Source organism: Pseudomonas sp. HY13-MNA-CIBAN-0226 (assembly GCF_040310305.1).
Lineage (GTDB): Bacteria > Pseudomonadota > Gammaproteobacteria > Pseudomonadales > Pseudomonadaceae > Aquipseudomonas > Aquipseudomonas gregormendelii.
The window spans coordinates 168,693-189,175 of sequence record NZ_JBEOPS010000002.1 but is presented as its reverse complement, the minus strand read 5'-3'; the positions used below and the strand labels follow the sequence as shown (position 1 = coordinate 189,175).

Sequence of the window (20,483 nt, the reverse complement as noted above, 5' to 3'; positions counted from 1 at the left end):
GTACTGACCTACAGTGGCTCTGGCCGATGCAGCGCGTATCCTTGGCCGTAGTCAACACCGATCTCTAGCAATAGGGGCAGGAACTCGGGAAATTCAACCGACTCGGCGACCGTTAAAATATTCATCGCACGAGCGACCTTCACAACGGCTTCTACGATAGAGGCACCTGCCGAATGGGTCAGAATCCCTTTGATAAATTCGCCGTCTATTTTGACGTACTGGACGGGCAGTTGCTGAAGATAAGAAAAGGAAGACATCCCGCTGCCAAAATCATCCAGCGCAAAACTGAACCCTTGATCGACGAGCTGTTGGATAACTGCAGCGGTGTGCGGCAAGCTCCAGATGGCCGCTGTTTCTGTCACTTCGAAGCATACCTGGCACGGCTGCACATCCACGTAGTCAGCTAGCATCCGTGCAATGTATGCAGAAAAACCAGGGGTACTTAAGGTGACACCCGATACATTAATAAAATAGCGAGTTTTGGCCCGTTGATGTACCGGCAAACTTTGCAGGTTCGAGAACGCTTTGCGAATAATATGGCGATCTAGTTCGTCAATAAGGCCAAAGCGTTCGGCTGGGGGTATAAACGATCCCGGGTAAATCAAATTACCTTCAGTATCCAACAAACGGGCCAGTACTTCACGACACTCGACTGAACCGTGGTCCTGCACCAGCATGGCGGTGAAGCGTTGTCCATAAAGTACGACTCGATCGTCCCTAATGCAATCCTTGATATGATTGACCCAGTCCATGTCACGCTGCCGTTCAGTGATTTCCAAATCGTCGGCGTGGCTAACTTGGACTCGGTCTCGACCTTTTTCTTTGGCTAGAAAGCAAGCGATATCGGCTAGACTCAAAGCCTCACTGAATGGAAGGAACTGAAGAGTACCAAATCCCACAAGACCGACGCTGAGGGTCACGCTATAACGCCGTTCGTTCCAAAAAAAAGGAATGTCACGAATTTTACTGCGCAACGTGTGTGCCAGTTCTATGGCATCTGTTTCAGAGCAGTCACGCAAGATCAGGGCAAACTCGTCACCGCCGAGGCGCGCCAGGAGATCGGTATGTCTTACATGCTGTTTTAGAATTGCAGCCACCTTCCGCAACAAAGCATCGCCTGCATCATGGCCACCACGATCATTGATTATTTTGAAATGGTCCAAATCCATGTACAACAAGGCGTGAGTGCCAGAAAACCTGTCGAGTTCGTGACTTTTTTTATCAAACTCTCGACGGTTGTACAGTCCTGTCAAAGAATCGTGAGCGGCCTGGTAAGAAATATCCTGGGCGAGGTTATGCGCTTCTGTGACATCGTGGCCTTGAACAAATATTCCGGATATCTGACCGCTAGAAGCTCGAATTGGTTGGTAAATCAGGTCGATATAGCACTGCGTCAGTGGACCATCTAACACACATTGTAATTGAATCGGCAGAGCGCGCCCTATGAAAGGTTCGCCCGTAGCAAAGACGTGGTCTAGCTTATCCAGATAACCCTGCTCTATTACTTCGGGGAGAGCGTCAGCTAACGCGGAGCCTAGAATCTGACGGTGACCAATCAGCTGATAGTAAGCGTCGTTTGCGAGCTCAAAGATGTGCTGCCGGCCGCGAAGTACACACATGAATCCAGGTGTGTGCTGGAAAAGTAGGCGTAGGTGTTCATTCCCATCTTCGCTAATTGTCTGTGCGCTCATAGATTCGCCATCCTGGTTATGTCAAGCATCGAAATTGTTATGACATTGAGGGGTGTCCTTTGGGCGCTTTTCTTAACGAGACCAATTCCGCCAACTGGAAGCGTATGACCAACACATTAAAGCAGAGTGATCACACCGCCAGAGCCCGCGCTTTGCTCTGGTCAAGCTCAACGCCCGGAGTTGCAGGTATCCATTTAAATTTTGGGACTTCCTAAAAGCGTGGCCGGTGAAGCTTGGCTTGGTCATACCGGTGAGCAAACAACCAGATCACGAAGCGTCATGCACAGAACCTTCGTCCGAGGGTGCGACGCAATGGTTCTGATGCCGACCACTCGGGAAGAGCCTACAACGAGCTAATGGATGCTGTGCAAGAAAGCCTTAAGGCGCTGCGCCAGGCTTTCCAGCGTCAGAGTGCTGTAATGCTGACGATCCCATGCGGCATGCAGAGTCACCCCAAGATTCACCTCCGGTGTCCGTGCCGATGCCTGGATCAGCACACCATGTAGCCCGTAGCGCGGCAAATCCGTGACAACACCCACTCCCCGTCCATTAGCCGCCAGTGCCTGGATGATGGGTGATTGGTCACACTCTTCGACCGACGAATACCGCAAACCTTCGCGTGTCATGGCCAGATCCAGCTCAATCCGACTGACACTGGAGCTGCTAGGCAACAACAGGGGCTGATCCGCCAATTCAGCAAGCGTAACCCTGCTCATCTTTTTAATGGCCCAAGGATGGTCGCTGTTCACATAGGCTCGAAGCAGCACCAGGCCTAATTGCAAAGTGGCGCAATCTTGCTGCGGAGTGATGGGCGAGACCACCATGTCCATCCCGCTATGCAGCAGTTCGTGCAAACCGAAATGCGACGACTCATGGGTGAGGATCAATGGGTCCTCGGCTTTCAACATGCTGATAAAAGGCGCGATCAGACCGGCGATCGTGGCATAGGTAGCGCCCAGATGCAGGCGCTGGATATGCCCCTTCGACCAGCTCTGTGCCGCAGCTTTTACCGACCGTGCGTTGCTCAACAGTTGTCGCGCCAAAGGCACCAGCTCACGGCCAGCGGGTGTCAGTCGCAGGCGGTTGCGTTGATTATCGAACAGCTTGAAGCCTAGTTCGCCTTCGAAACTCTGTATCTGACGACTTAGGGCCGGCTGGGCCATATGCAATTGCGGGGCGGCAGCGGTAACCGTACCAAAATCGACTACGGCGAGAAAACACTCGACACGGCGTAAGTTCATGGCACCTGTACCATTGTGCATTCGAGAAATGAAGCGCAGCTTGATGACCGCGCTCTCAGCGTATCACTCGTTCAGGGACGAACCGCGGTGACTTCTATTTCAACCAGATACCCCGGGTTGGCAAGACCGGCCACCTGAAACACGGAACGAGTCGGCAGGAGCGGTTGTTGTGCAGTGCCGAAAAAGCCGGTGTAGCCCTTCATAAAACCGGCAAAATCCATTTTGCCTTGCTTCGCCGGATCCCCCACCAGGTACACCTGCATTTTCACGACGTCAGCCATGCCCAGACCAAGGCGCTTCAGCGACGTTTCGATACCCTGCAGTACATTTACCGTTTGCGCCTGGGTATCGCCATAGGCGGCGACGGTGTTTTTATCCTGATCGGCATGGATAATCGCGGGCACCGCGCCACTGAAATTCACCAACGTGGAGTTTGCCGGAATCTCAATTGCCAATGCGACCGGAAAATCGGTATTGGGAATTTTGTGGCGGATCAATTCACCGGCATTGGCCTGAGCGAGCAGCATAAATAGTCCCAGAGTAGCGCCAAGCGCCTGATGGATGGAGTTAATAAGCATCGTTTTCCCTCAATTTTGTGGTCAGTTCAGCGGCCTGTCAGCGCTTTTACCGTTGCCATGTTTACCGGTTCATTGAATGCATTGCCGTTGTGCGTGCGGATGTAGGTCACTACCGCAGCGATCTGTTCGTCGTCGAGGAAGCTCTTGAAGGCAGGCATGCCGCCCTGCCCTTGAGCCACCATGAACACCGGGTAAGCGTCCGCAGACAGCCGCGGATTGTTTGCCAAAGCCGGATAGGCTCCAGCACCCTGCGCACCTTGACCCTTTGCCATGTGACACCCCTGACAGATGGCCTTGAACAGGCCCTCGCCCTCTCGTTGCTCAAAATGTTTGCCGGGAGCGGACACTTGCGGGTCCAGCGCATGCGCGTGCCCACTCGCCAACAAGATCAACAGTAAGGCTGAATAACGTCGTTTCATTTACTGCTCCTCAGACCTTCGCGCTTGCATGGGCGACAATGTGCGCATGCAGACGGGTGATCGCATCCTGTGCTGAAAGGATGGCGCCTTCCTGCCAGGCCGGCAGGTGCGAGACATGCTCCCCGGCCAGTACCAGGCGACCATCGATCTGACACAGATTGTTGTAGTGAGCTTCCCGCGATGCCTCGGTCCACGCTCCATAACACCCGTTGCTCCAAGGCACACGATGCCAGCCGACGGCGATGCCGTTGTCAAACTCGGCTGGGTATTGCGGGTGAACTTGAGCGCCGTATTCGACAGCTTTTCTGATGCGCTCTTCAGGTGTCATGGCAGTAAATTCGAAAGCGTTGTTGTTCTCCCAGAGATAGCCACCCAGCAACACGCCTTTGCCACGACTGCCGTAATCGCAATTGGGGTAACCGATCTGCTGCATGGGTGAGTCCGTGTAACTCACACCGCCGTAGATATGTTCGTCCTGTTCCCAGAACCGTCGTTTGAACTGCAAGCCGATTTTCACCGAGGCGTTGTATGGCACCGCGCGAATGGCTGCCTGCATCGACGCGCCGCAGTCGATCGGGATCTGGCTCAGGATCGACAGCGGCAACGTGCAAACGCACCAATCCGCCTGCTCCTGCCGGGGTTGGCCACCCTCGCTGCTTTCCCAGGTGACGCTCACACCCTGGGCGTTCTGCTGGATGCGGGTAATCTTGGAATTGAACTGGATTACCCCCTGCAGTTGGCGGGCGAACGCCTGGGCAATCATGTCCATCCCTCCTACTGGCTGGAACAGGGTGGTCTGGAATTCATGCAACTGACCGACCATCAGGTACAGCCACATGCCTGACTGCAGCAGCGCCTGGCGCTCGATGATTGGCGAGGGCTGGGCTGCCGGCATCAGGCCGCCACCGGCATCCACGGCAAAGCCGCGACGCAGGCTGCTGGTCGTTGACTGGCGGTACTGATTATCGGCATCAAGGCCAGCCCAGACCCGAAGGCTTTCCAGGAGTTTTTGCCGATCTTCGGCCGTAACTTCCTGATCCAGCGCGCCCTGGTTGACGGCCTTGCTCAGCAACTCGGCAATATGGCCCTGGTAATCGGCCTGGACTTCGCGGTAGCGCTTGGGCTTTCCAGCGAACGCCTGGCTGTTGTGCACGAGCGCATTGTGGTTCACCTGCACGAAGGGCTCGAGCTTGACCTCGAATTTTTTGCAGTAATCCAGAATGGCGTAGTGATGGTAGGGAATTCGCCAAGGCCCCGGGTTGAAATACAGGCCCGGATCGAACCTGCACTCCTGGACGGCACCCCCCAATTCGGTGAAGCGATCACCGCCACGCAAGGTCCAGCAACGGCCTCCGGCCTTGGCGTTATATTCCAGGACTTTGACCTTGTAACCGGCCTGGCGCAGCTCATACGCAGCCGTCATGCCCGCGAGACCAGCACCCAGGACCAGCACTGTCGAACCTTTCGGTGCCTGGCTCAGCTTAAAATCCCCCGCGTAGGTCGACTCGCCGGCAAAGCTCAAGGCGCTCATGGCCTGGTACATTGCGGCAGCACCGGCCGTGTTGCCTATCCACCGCAGCAGCGTGCGGCGTGTCACTTTGGCTTGATCGATCATGACGACTTGCCCCCCAAACCCGCGATCAGCGGATAGTTGAGAATGAACTCGACATGGGCGCGCACACCGGTTTTGAGCGTGGCATCGTCAACGGTAAAAAACGGGCTGTGGTTGACGGGTGCTTTGAGCATGTCCTGGTCCGGAGAAGTTGCTCCGAGGAACACGAACAGCGCAGGGACCTTGTTCGCGTAATGGGCGAAGTCCTCACTCGCGGGAGAGAAGTTCGGGGTGAGTTTAGCGTTGCCATCAGCGGCCTTTTTCATCGAAGCCGCCATCATGCGAGTCAGGCGCTTATCGTTCATCAGCACCGGCGCGTACTCCGCGAGTTCGACTTTGGCGGTAACCCCATTAGCCTGGGCAACATGTTCGATCATCGGCGGCAATTGACTGAGGATGCCGTCGCGGATCTCATTGTTGTTGGTGCGCACCGTGCCCAGCATTGACAAGGTTTCCGGGATGATATTGCCGACCGTCCCGCCGTTGATTGCACCAATGGTAACGACGCCCATGCCTTGACTCAGGTCTGCGCGACGGCTGATGAGCGTCTGCATGGCAGTGATCATTTGCGCACCGGCCACTACCGGATCCGCGCCTTTCCAAGGCATCGATCCATGCACCTGGCGTCCTGTTACGGTAATGCGCAGGCCATCAGCACTGTTCAGGGTCGGCCCCGGTTTGTAGCGGATGTGTCCGCTCGGCAGCCCGGCCATGACGTGCAAACCAAAGATGGCGTCGACTTTCGGATTGTCCAGCACGCCCTCGGCGATCATTTTTCGTGCGCCGATTTCGGCGCCCTGGGTGAAGTTGTCGATGTTCGCGCCACCCTCCTCCGCGGGCTGAAACACGAACACCACGGTACCCGCAATCTGCTCCCGGTGATCGGCCAACAGCTTCGCCGCCCCCAGTAACATTGCGGTATGGGCATCGTGCCCACAGGCATGCATCACTGGGACTTCTTTGCTCTGATATTGCGCTCGTGCCGTGCTCGCGAAGGCCAGACCTGCAGGTTCTTGTACTGGCAATGCGTCCATGTCCGCGCGCAAGGCCATTACCGGTCCTGGCTTGCCACCTTTGAGAACACCAATAACTCCGGTGTTAGCGACGCCAGTCCGGACATCAATGCCAAGCGACTGGAGGCGATCAGCGACCAGCTTGGAAGTCTTAAACTCCTGGTTGCCGAGCTCGGGGTGCTGGTGGATTTTGTGCCGCAGCGCGATGACCGCCGGCTCTTCCAGCAAGGCGGCGGCCTTGACCCAGTCATCGGGCACGCTGGCTTGTGCAGCGCTGGTGAGTCCAGCGGCCAGCATTGAAACGAACAGCAGCGGATAGATGGATTTCATTGGAACTCTCTTTAACGAACAGGCACACCTCTCCTGCCCTTGGCGAAACCAGGAGAAGCCATACGTGTTGAAAAAAGGGTGATTGCCGTATAGCCAATCACCCTGAGGGAAACTCAGTCAGGCTGATGGCGAGTTACGAATAACGTAATGACCGTAGCGCTCAGCGAGATGGCGGCGATCAGGCTGAGGAGCAGCGCAGGCCCCCATGACTTGCCATCCGACAACATCAGGAACCCAGTGGCCAGAGCCGGCATGAACCCTGCGATCAGGCCGGAAAGGTTGGCCGACAACCCCAGACCGCTGTAATGCAAGTGCGCGGGAAACAGCCGAGTCAGGACATTGCCGATGGGGGCGTAGGCCACGGTTGACAACCCAAGGCCGAGGATCATTGCAAGGTTGATGTACATGGGTTCACGGGTATCAACCAGCCAGAAGATCGGGAAAGCCAGGGCCAGGGTAATGATGTAGCCGATGATCACCGTTTGCGTCGAGCCAATCCGATCAGCCAGCTTGCCGGACACCACGAGGGTGATCATTTGCATGACCGCTCCACAGGTCAACGCCGTGAGAATGACGTGGCTAGGCAAGTTCAGCGTCTTGGTGACATAGCTGATCATGAACGCGGTGATGATGAAGAAACCGGCATTGCAATACAGATAGGTGGCGATGCCCAGCACGAGCCGTCCAGGAACTTGGCGGAATAGTTCGAGCACCGGCATTTTCTCGGTTTTGTTCTCACTGGCCAGGCGTTGAAAAGCCGGAGTCTCTTCGACTTTCCAGCGCAACCACAGTGCTACGCCAACCAGCACGATGGACACCGCAAATGGCACCCGCCACGCCCATTCCAGGAACGCGTCGCCCGGCAAAGAAGCGGCCAGGGCGACGGCACCCGACGACAGCAAGGTGCCCGTCGGCGAACCCAGCTGCACAATGGCAGCGTACAGGCCGCGCTTTTTCGGTGGCGCATATTCGATCGCCAGCAATGTTGCACCGCCCCATTCACCACCTGCAGCAATACCTTGTACGGCACGCAGGATAGTCAGCAAAATCGGGGCGACGATACCGGCCGTGGCGTAGGTCGGCAAAAAGCCGATCATGGTCGTGGCCAGTCCCATCATCATCACGGTGATGACCAATGCGCTGCGACGCCCATATTTGTCACCGATATGCCCAAAAATCACTGCTCCCAGGGGGCGGGCAGCAAAACCAACACCGAAACTTAAGAATGCTCCCATGATCGAGATAGCCGGGACGTCACCAGGGAAAAACAGCGGCGCGAATACGATCGCCGCCACGGTGCCGAACAGAAAAAAGTCGTACCACTCCAGGGCAGTACCGATATAGGCAGCGATCACGATTTTGCGTGTCTGCGCCGCATCGAGACTCACCGGGACAGATCCCGGCTCGTCAGTCGATCTCACAGGGAGTGTGGTGGATTTCATTCGTACTCCGTTTTTCTTAGCTGTTATAGGTTTTTTCGAGCGGCGTCGCTTCAGAAAATTTTGAATGGTACGTTGACGATCAGGCGAAATTCTTCAAGGTTGCCTTCGATCTGATTTTCACTCGCGCGATGCCAGGCGTATCCGCTGAGTAGGTTGACCCCTTTCAGCTGTCCGGACTGGACGACATAACTGACGAAGGTTCCAACTTCGTAGTGGCTTTCATCACTCTGCTTGAGGACGGAGGAATAGATGCCGTTGCGGCCGCCATCATAGTCAGTGCCATCAATGCCCCACCCCTTGATGTACCAGAGAATGGTCTTGAAACCCGGGACGCCGTACGCCGTGAAATCGTTGCTGTAGTTGACTTGGAATGAGCGTTCATTTGGCCCGTTGTAATACGAGAGCATTGTGTTCGGCAGATTGATCGCATTGGATTCGGCCACATAGTCGAAATATTCATCCCCCTTGATCTGCTGCAGTCCGACTTTCAACGTATGGTTCTTGTAGGTCGGGGTGATGCTCAGGCCATACGCCTGCTGGTCGATGGTTCCCGCCACTTCCCGGCCGCTGGACTGGGTGTTGTAGAAGTCGAACTGGACATCTGTGGTGATCTCATCCCACTTGAATTTCTGCCCCAGCCCCAGGTATTGCCGATCCCAGATGTCCTCGAAACGCGAGGCATACGCACTGGCGCGCCACCCATTGCTGACCAGATAGTCGGCACCGGCGTAGGCCACCCAGTCGCTGGTGACCAGACGTGAGCCGAAACTGGGAGTCAAGTCCTGGCTGCCTGCACCGGTTCGCGGGGTTGCCTGGTCAAAGTATCCGGATTTGATCGTCAAGCCTTCAATGTCATGACTTTCCAACGAGACCCCGTCGAAGGCCGCAGGCAGAGTTCGGGTATCGGAATAACCCATTACGGGAGTCTTGACCTGATGTCTGCCGACTTTAAGCACCGTGTCGGACACCTTGAACTTCAACGCCGCGACACCGACCTTGCTCCAGTCATCAACTACATTGCCATCCTTGTCGACCAGCAAACGATTGCTGCCACCTGCGGTCGCCAGTTTGCTTCGCTCCAGCGCAATCGCAGAATAGGCCGACAGATCAATGCCAAAACCGAGCATGCCTTGGGTGAACCCGGACACATAGTCGAGCTTGAAGCCTTCCAGCCAAGCTGTCCGGTCCCTAACGGGCCTGCGTCCTTCAGAGGTCTGCGCGGAAAAGTAGGTGTCCTTTCTGCCGATTTCGTGCGAGTACCACATTCGGGTATTGAGCATCAGCGAACTGTCCTCGACAAAGCCGGTTTCCTTGGCTTGAACTCCCATAGAAGCTAGAAAAAGAGCGGCCGCGAGCGACCCGGCCACCTGAGGTGCCGAACGAACCTTATGCATAACTGAACGCCTTATAATTTTTGTGATGGCAGGCAGAAACTTGGACTTAAGCGTTTTTTGTTTTTTTATTGGGCGTGGTTGAGGCCGCACCAGCGTGCGATGAACACGGCTAGAACCTTTGTGACATCCATCATGCTGTCGATCGAAACCCATTCGTCAATGCCGTGAATGGAGCCGCCGACAGGGCCGTAACACGTTGCGGGAATCCCACCGTACAAGTTGAAAAACCGCGCGTCGGTGGCGCCCTCGAACGTCACCAGGGGTACTGCTTCACCGATCACATCGGCATAGGTTTTTTGTAGCGAGGTGATCACAGGCTGGTTCATATCGATCTCACAACCCTGCGCCTGAAATCCGCCATAAGTGACGTGGTACTGAGCAGAGAGATGAGCCGGATGCGCCAGGAACAATGCTTCGAGTCGAGCTTCGACCTCAGCCTTGATCTGCTCCACGGTTTTTTCCGGATAAAACCCAATGCGGATATCCAGACGGCACATCGACGGTACTGAAGACGTCCATTCACCACCCTGGATCTTGCCTAAGTTGAAGTTGATCGGTTTAGGATGGTGGTTGTAGCAGTGATGCCGGTTCGCAGGCTCGTTCCACTCGCTTTCAAGTGTTTTGAGGCCGGCGAACATCGCCAATGCAAAATCTACCGCGCTACTGCCCTGCGTCGCTTGGGCCGCATGTGCTGGTTTGCCGCTAATTTCCAGGGACAACCAGAGCACGCCCATCTGGCACGTCATCAAACCTGCGGTCGGCTCGGTAATAATGGCAGCGTCGGCAGTGTGTCCGGCGACCAGGCAGGCTAACGCGCCGTTCCCCGTGCATTCTTCTTCAATCACCGACTGCAGAATGACCTTGGCTGCAGGCTCGTAGCCCAGTCGTTTTAAGGCCTTGAACGCCATGATGTAGCTGACGATGCCGGCTTTCATGTCCGAAGCGCCGCGGCCAATCAGCTTGTCGCCGTCGACCCATGGCTGGAAAGGCGGCCGGGTCCATAGTCGCTCATCCCCTACTGGAACCACGTCTATATGGCCATTGAAAATAATCGACTTGCCCTGCACCACTGATGGCCGATGCGTGCCGATCACGTTGACTCGACCATCGTAGGAAACCAGCGATGGCGAGTATCCTGGGTGATCCTTGATTTGGCTTTCGTCGATCGTCAGCGCCTGAACTTCAAGTTCGAGCTCATCGGCAAACACTCTTTCCATTACGCTCTGCGCCGATTGTTCTTCACCCAGCAGAGAGGCGTGGGATACCAGCTCGCTGAGCAAGGCGATCGACTCGTCGCGCAGCGTCTCGACCGCGGCAACGATGTCTTTCTCAAGCGCACTAATGCTTATTTTTTTCATTATTCAGGTCCACAGGTAGCTGGATGTGGGAGGATCGTAAATTCAGCTAACCATGCCGTCCAATGCTGATTTGTTGGACTATCTATGCTTTGAAAGCATGGTATTGGCCAGCAAAAATTGAGTTGCAAACCCGCTCGAGCCGGACTGCATCGAGCGGGCCACCACAATCCGCTACAGCTGAATCCAGGTGGCTTTAAGCTCGGTATATTTGTCGAAAGCATGCAGCGACTTGTCGCGACCGTTACCTGACTGCTTGAAACCTCCAAACGGTGCAGTCATGTCACCCCCACTGTACTGGTTGACCCAGACACTACCGGCACGCAGAGCTTTTGCGGCCAGGTGCGCCCTCGACAGATCCCGAGTCCAGACTGCTGCTGCAAGCCCGTAAGGACTGTCGTTGGCGATCTCAATCGCTTGCTCCAGGGAGTCGAAAGAGATAACTGAGAGCACAGGGCCGAACACCTCTTCACGTGCGATATCCATGGCGTTGTCGACCCCATCAAACAGCGTTGGCTCGACATAGGCACCACCACTTTCTGCACGCACTTGCCGACCACCACCACGTAAGATCGCGCCCTGTCTTTGCGCTCTATCGATATGCGCCAAGACACTTTGCAGGTGCTGGTGGTCGACGACGGCACCCGCCATGCTTAGCGGGTCTAGCGGATGTCCAGGTACCCATGCCCGCAATGCTTCAATGACCATGGCAACAAAATCTTCTTTGATGCTTCGCTCCACCAGCAGCCTAGAACCCGCCGTGCAGACCTCTCCCTGATTGAACGCAATGGCCGCTGCTGCGGCTTGCGCCGCCACCTTCAGGTCCGGAGCATCAGCACAGACGATGTTGGCGCTCTTGCCACCCGCCTCCAGCCAGACACGTTTCATGTTCGACTCACCGGCATATACCAGCAATTGTTTGGCGATACCTGTGGACCCGGTAAACACCAGCGTGTCGACGTCCATGTGCAGCGCCAATGCCTTGCCGACGGTGTGCCCGTAACCCGGTAAAACGTTGAACACCCCCGCAGGAATGCCCGCGTCCAGCGCCAGTTGAGCCAGACGAATCGCGCTGAGCGGCGAGCGCTCGGAAGGTTTCAGAATCACCGAGTTGCCGGTGGCAAGCGCCGGGCCGAGCTTCCACGCACTCATCATCAGCGGGAAATTCCACGGCACAATCGCCGCGACCACACCTATCGGCTCACGCGTTACCAGGCCTAATTGATCATGGGGCGTGGCAGCCACTTCGTCGTAGATCTTGTCGATTGCCTCGCCGCTCCAGCGAATCGCGTCGACCGTCGCCACCAGGTCCATACCCAGGGCATGGGCAATGGGTTTGCCCATGTCCAGGGTCTCCAGCAACGCCAGTTCTTCACTGTGTTGCTCGATCAGCGCCGCGAAACGCAACATGATTTGCTTGCGGGCAACGGGTGCCTTGCGTGACCAGTGCCCGGATTCAAATGCCTTGCGTGCAACCGCCACGGCAAGTTGCGCGTCATCGGCATCACAACTTGCCACCTGACCCAGTACGCGGCCATCCACCGGACTCACACATTCGAACGTGGCACCCTTCGACGCCGCGGTGTAACGCCCGTCGATAAATGCTCGAGTTTCAATCGACAGCGACAGCGCACGTTGCTGCCATTGAGCATGGGTCAATTGAGCCATGGGAATTCCTTAGCGAGAGAGAGAAGACAATCAGCGGTGCAGATCGCTCATGCGCATATCTGGCCCCAGCAGGTCCTGAGGGATGCGTATTTCGATGATGCTGAAGGTGTCGCTGGACAGAGCACGATCAAGTGCGCTGGCGAATTGTTCAGTCTCGGTCACCGTTTCACCGTGACCACCAAACGCGCGGGCGTAGGCGGCGAAATCCGGGTTGACCAGATCGGTACCACTGATGCGTCGGGGGTGATGAATTTCCTGATGGGTTCGAATGGTTCCGTACATGCCGTTGTTCAATACGATGATCAACGGCTTCAATCCCAAGCCTCGGGCAACCGCCAACTCCTGGCCGTTCATCATGAAGCAGCCATCGCCAGCCACCGAAACCACTTGCCGCTGCGGATGTGCAAGGGCAGCCGCGATAGCAGCTGGAACGCCGTAGCCCATGGAACCGTTGCGTGGCGACAATTGCGCTGGATAACCGTTGAACCGCAGGTAGCGCCCGGCCCATCCGGCATGGTTACCCGCGCCCCAGGTGCCGATCGCATCTTCTGGCAAGGACTGTTGCAAGTGCTCGAAAATGACATTGAGGTCGATGCGCCCGCCCAGTGGCGGTGGCCGACGATAGCGTTCGCCGTCCTGACGCAACGCTCGAGTACGCTCACCCCAAGGCAGCGGCGAAGCGGGAGTCAAGGTCTCGAGTGCGCGAGCAAATCCAGGCATTTGCGAGATGATCCGCAATGCTTGGGGATGCGCGGCACCCAGGCAGTCCGTATCGGGTAATACCGTCACCAGTGTGGCTGTATTCCATTGCACAGGGAGCAGCGCCCAGCTATCTGTAACGATGTCGCCCAACGGTGAACCAATGCCAATCACCAGGTCCGCGTCACGCAAGGCATCGGCCATGGCGCTTGAACGTCCATAGCCAAGCGACCCGACAAAAGACGGCGAACGATGGTCGATCAGATCCATGCAATTGAAGTCCACGGCAACCGGCAACTCGTAGCGCTCGGCCCACTGCTGGACCTGTCGGGTCGCCAGCGGCGTCCAGCCCCCACCACCCAGTATCACCAAAGGTTTCAGAGCACCGGCCAACAGACTTTCCAGCTCGGCAATGGCATCCGGGCCGGCCACAGCTTGCAGGGAGCGGATGGGCTGGACGGCCTGCGCCTGCACTCGATCACGCAACATGTCTTCCGGCAGCCCGATCACCACCGGCCCGGGCCGACCTGTGCGCGCCAGCGCAAAGGCGCGAGATACGATCTCAGGAATACGTTCGGCGTGCTCAATCTGGAACACACCTTTGCTGGTAGTACCGAACCAGCCATCCAGATCGAACTCCTGGAAGGACTCGCGGTAAGTTTCCGCGCGAGGAATGAGCCCGACAAACAGTACCAAAGGCACGCTGTCCTGCCAGGCGGTGTGCATGGCAACCATGGCGTTCGCCGCACCTGGACCTCGGGTCACCATGAACACGCCAGTGTTCCCGGTGATTCGAGCGTGGGCGTCGGCCATGTAACCCGCGCCACCCTCCTGACGACAAACCACCAGCTTGATCGGTGAATCGTGTAATGCATCCAGCACTTCCAGATAACTTTCACCCGGAACGCAAAACACTGTCTGCACACCTTCGTGAGTTAACTGGTCAACGACAAGCTGACCACCAGTGCGTTTAAACATCGCCCATTCCTCGATTGTTTTGAGATGCCGGGCGCGTTAGGCGCCTCAGGAATGTGGCGAAGACTAAGGATCGCGAACAATGTCGTCTAATGCTGAATGTTTTTAGTTTCAATGCTTTTTGCGCATACCCATAAGCACTGATAAACAGCTGATGCTTATCCTCTTGGGCTTGAAAATCACCGAACGCCGGCTAAAAAAGGACAGGGTGTCAGTTCCACAAAAAAACGGGCACCTTCAAGATGCCCGTTTTGATTTACGCCGCCGCCGACGCCTGCGCCCGTAACCGTTTACCAACCACTTCCAGCAGGTCACAACCATCACGCAGCGGAATGGCCAGCAGTTTGGAAAAGTCCGCCAGCACGACAGTGTCGCAACCAATCTCGGCGCGGAAGGCGATGTTTTCCAGCACCTGCGTGACCGTGCGGATGCGGTAATCGGCCATGGTTTGGAGGACGTCGAGTGGGGCTTGAGTGTCGATGAGCAGTGCGGCCGGAATCGCGTCGATTCCGGAAAGGGGGGCGTATCGATTCATTTGAAGATCTCTGTTTGATTGGCTCAATGCCGTCACTCAGTCGTCGCCAAACGATTGGGTGGCAGCTGTGCGCAGGTTGGCGAACCGGCACAGAGAACACCGGCAGACCCGAAGGTCTCCCGCGCACAGCCGCCATAAAAAAAGCGGCTTTGCGGGTGCGATGGCCCCTGCGAACAAAGCGCATAGGCATCGCATTGTCTGTAATCAAGTCGCCAAACCTGAATAGCCATTGTGGGCGACGCTGCGGACTACAAGCTTCATCGGAACAGCGGGCAAGGTCAGGCCCAATCAAGGGGTGCTCAACCAAGCCCTTTCACTTGTTCGGGAAACGCTCAAATTACGTAAGGCTCGAACAGGCATCGCACATTCACCCTCGCCTTCAGTTTCGCAGCCAGCATATACAACCCACCTACCTTGCGATGCAGAAACAGGACATCCACCGGTGGCGTGTGCCAGAAATCGCGATCGGCACCCAGTTGCCACCCTGCATCGCGCAAGCGTCCTGCGAGGTCGGACATCGCAAAGTCATAGGCACCTTGATGCCGCAGTGGCTCGCAGGCCTGGCAGATGAGGTCAGTCAGCAATAACCGATGCCTGGGCAGGGTTTCAGGCTGAAAGTAGCCGACAGCCAGCGCTGCCTCGGTGATGGCGGCGCGGTCTTCACGCAGGCCTGCAACGAGCAGTTTGCGAAATGCCTCGGTGCTGTTGCGGCTATAAAGGCGCGTGGCACCGAAGTCGAGCAACACTAACTGCCCGGTTTCTGGCTGGTAACGGTAGTTGGCAAAGTTGGGGTCGGTCTGGACGCATTGAAACTCAAACACCTCGCGCAGAAGCAGGCCGAACAGCAATGTCATGATGCGGTCGCGCTCTGCCTGTGGCGCGTGTTCAAGGGTCTCCAGTGGGCCGCCGTCGACGAAGGACATCACCAGAATGTTCGGCGTACTGAACTCGACATACTGGCGAGGAACCAGAAAATCCGGACTGTCGGCTAACAGTTGGTGAAAGCGCTGTAAGTGCATGGCTTCTTTCAGGTAATCCGCTTCATTTTGCAGTTGAAGCTTGGCCTCCTGGAGCAGCGGTGCGACGTCCATGCCGTGAGGCAGCAGCCCGGACATGCGCAGCAAAGCAGCGACGTTATCCACATCGCTGGAGATACTTTCGCGCACACCTGGATATTGCACTTTGATTGCCAGACGCTGGCCGTCTTTGCCTTGCGCAGCATGAACCTGGCCGATGGAGGCTGCCGCAAATGGCGTGAAGGAAAACCGTTCGAAGCGCCCTTCCCAGCCCTTACCCCAGCTTTCGTTAAGGACCTTTACCAACTGGCTCATGGGCATCGGATGCGCGTCGGAACGCAGGCGAGAAAGAATGTCGCTAAGCTCGCTCGGTAACAAATCCCCCGCATCCATGGATAACAACTGTCCGACTTTCATGGCCGCACCACGCAATTGCGACAGTTGCTCGGCCACCCGTTGCGCATTACCCGGCGTCAACAGCAGGTCACTGAACGCCGGACGTTTACCTTGAGCCAACTGCCGCGCACCTTCGGCCAGCATGCCGCCCACCACGCCCGAGGCCAAACTGCCAAAACGCATCAGCCGCGACAAGCGACTGCCCGGCACTGCAGACGATTCGGGCAGGCGCGGTTTCACGAATAAACAACTAAAGCGATTGCGCCAATAAGCAGGCAAACGCTAGCCACAGCAGTCAGGCGCAATCGCAATGGCAGGTACCAGGCTTGCAGGCTCACCACCCGAACCAACTGTCTGTCTTGCCAGAAGTGGACGACAAATCCGACGATCAACAGCAAGCAACCCAATGGCACCGGCAGCAACGTGCTGAGCCAACCGATAAGAGCCGGGATGACGCTCCATATAAGCCGGTCGCGGCGCAGTTCGGCACTCATGTTTTGCACTGACATACCGAAGCCCCAGTGCAAGGCGCCGATGAAGCTCAGGATGACAGCGCCATAGTTGACCAGCGCCTCAGCCCAAAACGGTCGATATTCTTGAGAAGTGAGGATGAGTAGCGCGAGACCCAAAAACGGTAGCAAACCGCCATAGCCCAGCAGGATGATATGCCTTGGCGGCGAGATCGAAGACGACAGGTTCATTTCAGTTTCTTCCAGTGCCGGATATACAAGACTGTAGACCCAAAAGCTGCGGCCTGATGCCAATGCTTTGCACTGGTACAGTGGTTTAATCCTTTCCTTGATTGACCGGCCGTTTTGGTCGATTGCAGCGCTTTGCGACAGGCCGGTTGAATCCACAGACACAAGCAGCCATTCAAAAACGCCTTCGAAAAACATCTGGATGTTGATCGTTAATTCGATGGAGTGGCCCTCGCTTTCTCAATGAGCCAGTCGATCAGTAACACGACCTCAGGGACGCCGCGACTTTCTTCATTGCAAATGCAGTAGTAATCCATGGCGGCTGGAACTTTCATTGAGAAAGGCTGCACCAGCCGCCCCTCTGCCAGGTCCCGCGATGAGTTGATTTCATCACTCAACGCTACACCATACCCATCCCGCGCAGCCTGTAGTGCGATACCAAAGTCCTCGAAATGGACGTCCGCGTCCCCCGGATACGGCAAACGGGCTTCCAGCAGCCAGCGCCGCCATTGTGTGCCGTCGTCTTCGTGCAATAGCCGGTGATGAATCAGATCCGACGGTTGTCGCAAACCATGCGGACCTCGCAACAACTGTGGGCAACAGACTGGAAACATGTGCAAGGGTTGAAGGGGGCGCCACCAGAACCCTTCCCAGATCGGAGCGTCATAGAGCACCGCGATATCTGCTCTGCGCCAGTCCACATCACCAAGATCGTCGGCGCTAATCACCCGAAGCTGAATATGAGGATGCTCCGCCCGGAATGCGAAAAGCCTGGGCATCAGCCAGGTTGCGCCAAAAATTGGTTCGGTAGAAATCGTCAGCACCTTTGCTGGTGGTTCTTTGAAGTGCTCCTGCGCTATCTGGCGCACGCCTTCAGTTATTTCGTGAATGCCACGAGCCACCGAGCGTTGCAACGCTAGCCCGCTTTGCGTCAGCACGAGGTGGCGACCTTGTTTGTAAAACAGGTCAATACCTAACGAGCCCTGCAACGTCCTGAGCTGCTGACTGACGGCACCAGGGGTCACATGGAGTTCAGCAGCAGCCGCACCGACATGGCCGAGGCGCGCAACGCATTCAAATACTCGAAATGCATGCAACGGTGGAAAGGACATAGGGGCTCAACCGTTTAGTTTTATTGTCATTTTATTTGGCAGTTTATATAGATTGTTTGACGGCTCGGCAATAATAACAATTGGGGGGTAGCTGAGCCAAAACAACAATTCAAAGAGCGCCCCCCTATGACAGCCATTCAGACACACCAAGAACATGCCTTACTGCAACGAAGTCAGCCGCTCCCGAGCCGCAGCGAGTTTGGAGGGTGCAAATCATGAAAGCCACGCTTGCACTGCTACTGATCGCTTTGGCGCTACCTGCTTCGGCCGCTGAGAAGGTTGTGCAGTTCTATGGCTGGGCAGAGTACGTTGGAGTTAAAACCCTAAAGGCTTTCGAGACGCAAACGGGTATCAAGGTCCAGTACGACACGTTTGATAGCGCCGATGTGCTGGAGACCAAATTACTCACCGGGCAAAGCGGCTACGACGTCGTCGTTCCGAGTATCGCCATGCTGGATCGGCTGCTTCAGGCCAAGGCTCTACAACCCAGTGGCATTCAGCAGACCCAGCGACTCGGCGAACTGGATCCTGTGCTCTTGTCGCAGCTGGCTACAGTCGATCAAGGCAATCTTTACGCAGTGCCATACACCTGGGGCACCACGGGGATGGCAATCAATCGCAAGGAGATCGAGAAACGCATTCCCGATGCACCAATAAACAGCTTTGACCTGCTGTTCAAACCCGAGTACGCGAGCAAGCTCAAAGAGTGTGGGATTTCGGTCGTCGATGCGCCGCAGGAAGTGATCAGTATGGCGCTGCACTACTTGGGCAAATCGCCTTATAGCAAGGATCGGGCTGACCTTAATGCCGTTCAGGCATTACTCACGCAACTGCATCCCTCTGTGCGTTACATCGGCACCGGCACGCAAAGCAGTGACCTGGCCAATGGCGACTTATGCCTCGCGCTGACTTACAGCGGCGATGCAGTCCTGGCCAGGATAATGGCTGAGACTGCGAAAAAGCCGTTCGACATCGATTATGTCATTCCTCGTGAAGGCACTCTTAACTGGATCGATACGCTGGCCATTCCGGTCGATGCACCTCACCCGGAAGAGGCTCGGGCCTTCATTGAATTCATCACCCGCCCCGAGTCGCTGGCCGACCTCACCAACAGCCTGTATTACGCCAACGCCAACACGGCGGCAACCCGGCTGATTGATAAAAGTATTGCTGACAATGGCGGCATCTATCCCTCCGCTGCCGTGCGCAACACCTTATTCGGTGAGGAGCCCATGGCCCTGCAACTCATGCGTGAGCGCACACGTGTCTGGTCCAACTTTCGTAGTCAACGTTGAGTATCTCCATGGAAAATAACAACCCAACCGATCAGGCGATCACCCGAACAAGCCTGTATGGCACTAACGCTGAATCGACTTACGGCGGTATTACCAGTTTCATGCGTCGGCGCTACAGCCGTGATCTTCGAGGCGTGGACCTGGTCATCAGCGGCGTGCCCTTCGACACGGCGACCAGCAACCGGCCGGGCAGTCGGTTCGGTCCACGCGCAATTCGTGAGGCCTCCGTTCAATCCGCTTGGGCGCGGCATTGGCCATGGGACTTTGATCCGTTTGACGTGTTGGCCTGCGTTGATTTCGGTGATTGCTCCTTCGACTATGGCTCACCTCAAGAGACCCCGGCCGCAATCAAAGCGCACGCCGATCACATTCTGGGGGCCGGCGCTGCGATGTTGACGCTAGGGGGTGATCACTTCATAAGTTATCCGTTGCTGCAAGCCCATGCCGCCAAACATGGCCCACTGTCCATGATCCATTTTGATGCGCACCATGACACCGAATCGGATGGTGATGAAATGCGCATCGATCACGGTTCAATGTTCTATCACGCAGTCAGGGAGGGTCTGGTTGAACCATCCAGATCCATCCAGATCGGCCAGCGCATGACCAACGATGATGTGATGGGCTTCCAGGTCGTGGATGCTCGGCAAGCAAATACCAGCAGCGCTCAAGATATTGCCCGCATGATTCGTGAACGAGTCGGTGACCACCCGGTGTATCTGACGTTTGATATCGATTGCCTGGACCCGGCATTTGCACCCGGCACCGGCACTCCGGTATGTGGTGGCTTGTCCACCTTCCATGCCTTCGAGATCTTGCGCGGACTACGCGGGATTAACGTGATAGGCATGGACGTGGTCGAGGTGGCCCCTGCTTATGATCATGCTGAAATCACGGCACTGGCAGCGGCGGCGCTCGCCATGGAAATGATCTGCCTGTATGCGGCTCGACATAAATTATGAGCTGACAGAAGAGGCTCCAAAAGCGATAAAGAGCCTTTCACTTGCGCCACGC

General features: G+C 56.3%; 17 protein-coding genes. 2 read left to right on the top strand and 15 right to left on the bottom strand.

The genetic code is table 11. From position 1 onward, the window contains the following. Positions 1-8: 8 nt before the first annotated feature. The 15 genes from AAEZ05_RS03040 to AAEZ05_RS02970 form a co-directional block, all read right to left on the bottom strand. Positions 9-1,691, bottom strand: coding sequence for an EAL domain-containing protein (locus AAEZ05_RS03040; protein WP_350646593.1), 1,683 nt, complete (start codon positions 1,689-1,691; stop codon positions 9-11). Between the two features lie 353 nt (positions 1,692-2,044). After that, complete coding sequence (locus AAEZ05_RS03035; RefSeq protein ID WP_350646592.1) at positions 2,045-2,953, bottom strand: LysR family transcriptional regulator; 909 nt, start codon at positions 2,951-2,953, stop codon at positions 2,045-2,047. Positions 2,954-3,003: 50 nt separating this feature from the next. Continuing rightward, positions 3,004-3,510, bottom strand: coding sequence for a RidA family protein (locus AAEZ05_RS03030; protein ID WP_045059529.1), 507 nt, complete (start codon positions 3,508-3,510; stop codon positions 3,004-3,006). 26 nt (positions 3,511-3,536) lie between these two features. Beyond that, positions 3,537-3,929 carry a c-type cytochrome gene (locus tag AAEZ05_RS03025; RefSeq protein ID WP_045059528.1) on the bottom strand — a complete coding sequence of 131 codons (393 nt, stop codon included), beginning with the start codon at positions 3,927-3,929 and terminating at the stop codon, positions 3,537-3,539. A gap of 10 nt (positions 3,930-3,939) precedes the next feature. Continuing rightward, entirely contained in the window at positions 3,940-5,544 is a 1,605-nt protein-coding gene (locus AAEZ05_RS03020) for a flavin monoamine oxidase family protein (RefSeq protein ID WP_350646591.1), read from the bottom strand. Beyond that, complete coding sequence (locus AAEZ05_RS03015; protein ID WP_350646589.1) at positions 5,541-6,884, bottom strand: amidohydrolase; 1,344 nt, start codon at positions 6,882-6,884, stop codon at positions 5,541-5,543. The genes AAEZ05_RS03020 and AAEZ05_RS03015 overlap by 4 nt, the downstream gene beginning before the upstream one ends. Positions 6,885-6,997: 113 nt before the next feature. After that, on the bottom strand, positions 6,998-8,272 hold the full coding sequence (locus AAEZ05_RS03010) for an MFS transporter (RefSeq protein WP_350646588.1): 1,275 nt from the start codon (positions 8,270-8,272) through the stop codon (positions 6,998-7,000). 104 nt (positions 8,273-8,376) lie between these two features. Next, the gene (locus tag AAEZ05_RS03005; protein WP_350600484.1) at positions 8,377-9,720 is read right to left on the bottom strand and encodes an OprD family outer membrane porin; all 1,344 of its coding nucleotides are present in this window, start codon (positions 9,718-9,720) and stop codon (positions 8,377-8,379) included. Between the two features lie 65 nt (positions 9,721-9,785). Next, positions 9,786-11,078 carry an ArgE/DapE family deacylase gene (locus AAEZ05_RS03000; protein ID WP_350600485.1) on the bottom strand — a complete coding sequence of 431 codons (1,293 nt, stop codon included), beginning with the start codon at positions 11,076-11,078 and terminating at the stop codon, positions 9,786-9,788. A 171-nt stretch (positions 11,079-11,249) separates the two neighbouring features. Then, a complete protein-coding gene (locus AAEZ05_RS02995; protein WP_350646587.1) occupies positions 11,250-12,743 on the bottom strand; it encodes an aldehyde dehydrogenase in 1,494 nt (497 codons plus the stop codon). Between the two features lie 30 nt (positions 12,744-12,773). After that, positions 12,774-14,420 (bottom strand): thiamine pyrophosphate-dependent enzyme, encoded by a 1,647-nt coding sequence (locus tag AAEZ05_RS02990; protein ID WP_350646585.1) that lies wholly within the window; start codon positions 14,418-14,420, stop codon positions 12,774-12,776. Positions 14,421-14,673: 253 nt separating this feature from the next. Next, positions 14,674-14,952, bottom strand: coding sequence for a hypothetical protein (locus AAEZ05_RS02985; RefSeq protein ID WP_350646584.1), 279 nt, complete (start codon positions 14,950-14,952; stop codon positions 14,674-14,676). A 332-nt stretch (positions 14,953-15,284) separates the two neighbouring features. Continuing rightward, positions 15,285-16,604: an ABC1 kinase family protein gene (locus AAEZ05_RS02980; RefSeq protein WP_350646583.1), complete on the bottom strand. Its 1,320-nt coding sequence runs from the start codon at positions 16,602-16,604 to the stop codon at positions 15,285-15,287. After that, on the bottom strand, positions 16,601-17,065 hold the full coding sequence (locus tag AAEZ05_RS02975) for a DUF3429 domain-containing protein (protein ID WP_350646653.1): 465 nt from the start codon (positions 17,063-17,065) through the stop codon (positions 16,601-16,603). Before AAEZ05_RS02975 ends, AAEZ05_RS02980 begins: the two co-directional genes overlap by 4 nt. Before the next feature lie 209 nt (positions 17,066-17,274). Then, the gene (locus AAEZ05_RS02970) at positions 17,275-18,174 is read right to left on the bottom strand and encodes a LysR substrate-binding domain-containing protein (RefSeq protein ID WP_350600492.1); all 900 of its coding nucleotides are present in this window, start codon (positions 18,172-18,174) and stop codon (positions 17,275-17,277) included. A 215-nt stretch (positions 18,175-18,389) separates the two neighbouring features. Between AAEZ05_RS02970 and AAEZ05_RS02965 the strand changes: the two genes are divergently transcribed. Beyond that, positions 18,390-19,469, top strand: coding sequence for an extracellular solute-binding protein (locus AAEZ05_RS02965; protein ID WP_350600493.1), 1,080 nt, complete (start codon positions 18,390-18,392; stop codon positions 19,467-19,469). Between the two features lie 8 nt (positions 19,470-19,477). After that, positions 19,478-20,431 carry an agmatinase gene (gene speB, locus AAEZ05_RS02960; protein ID WP_350600494.1) on the top strand — a complete coding sequence of 318 codons (954 nt, stop codon included), beginning with the start codon at positions 19,478-19,480 and terminating at the stop codon, positions 20,429-20,431. Positions 20,432-20,483 lie beyond the last annotated feature (52 nt).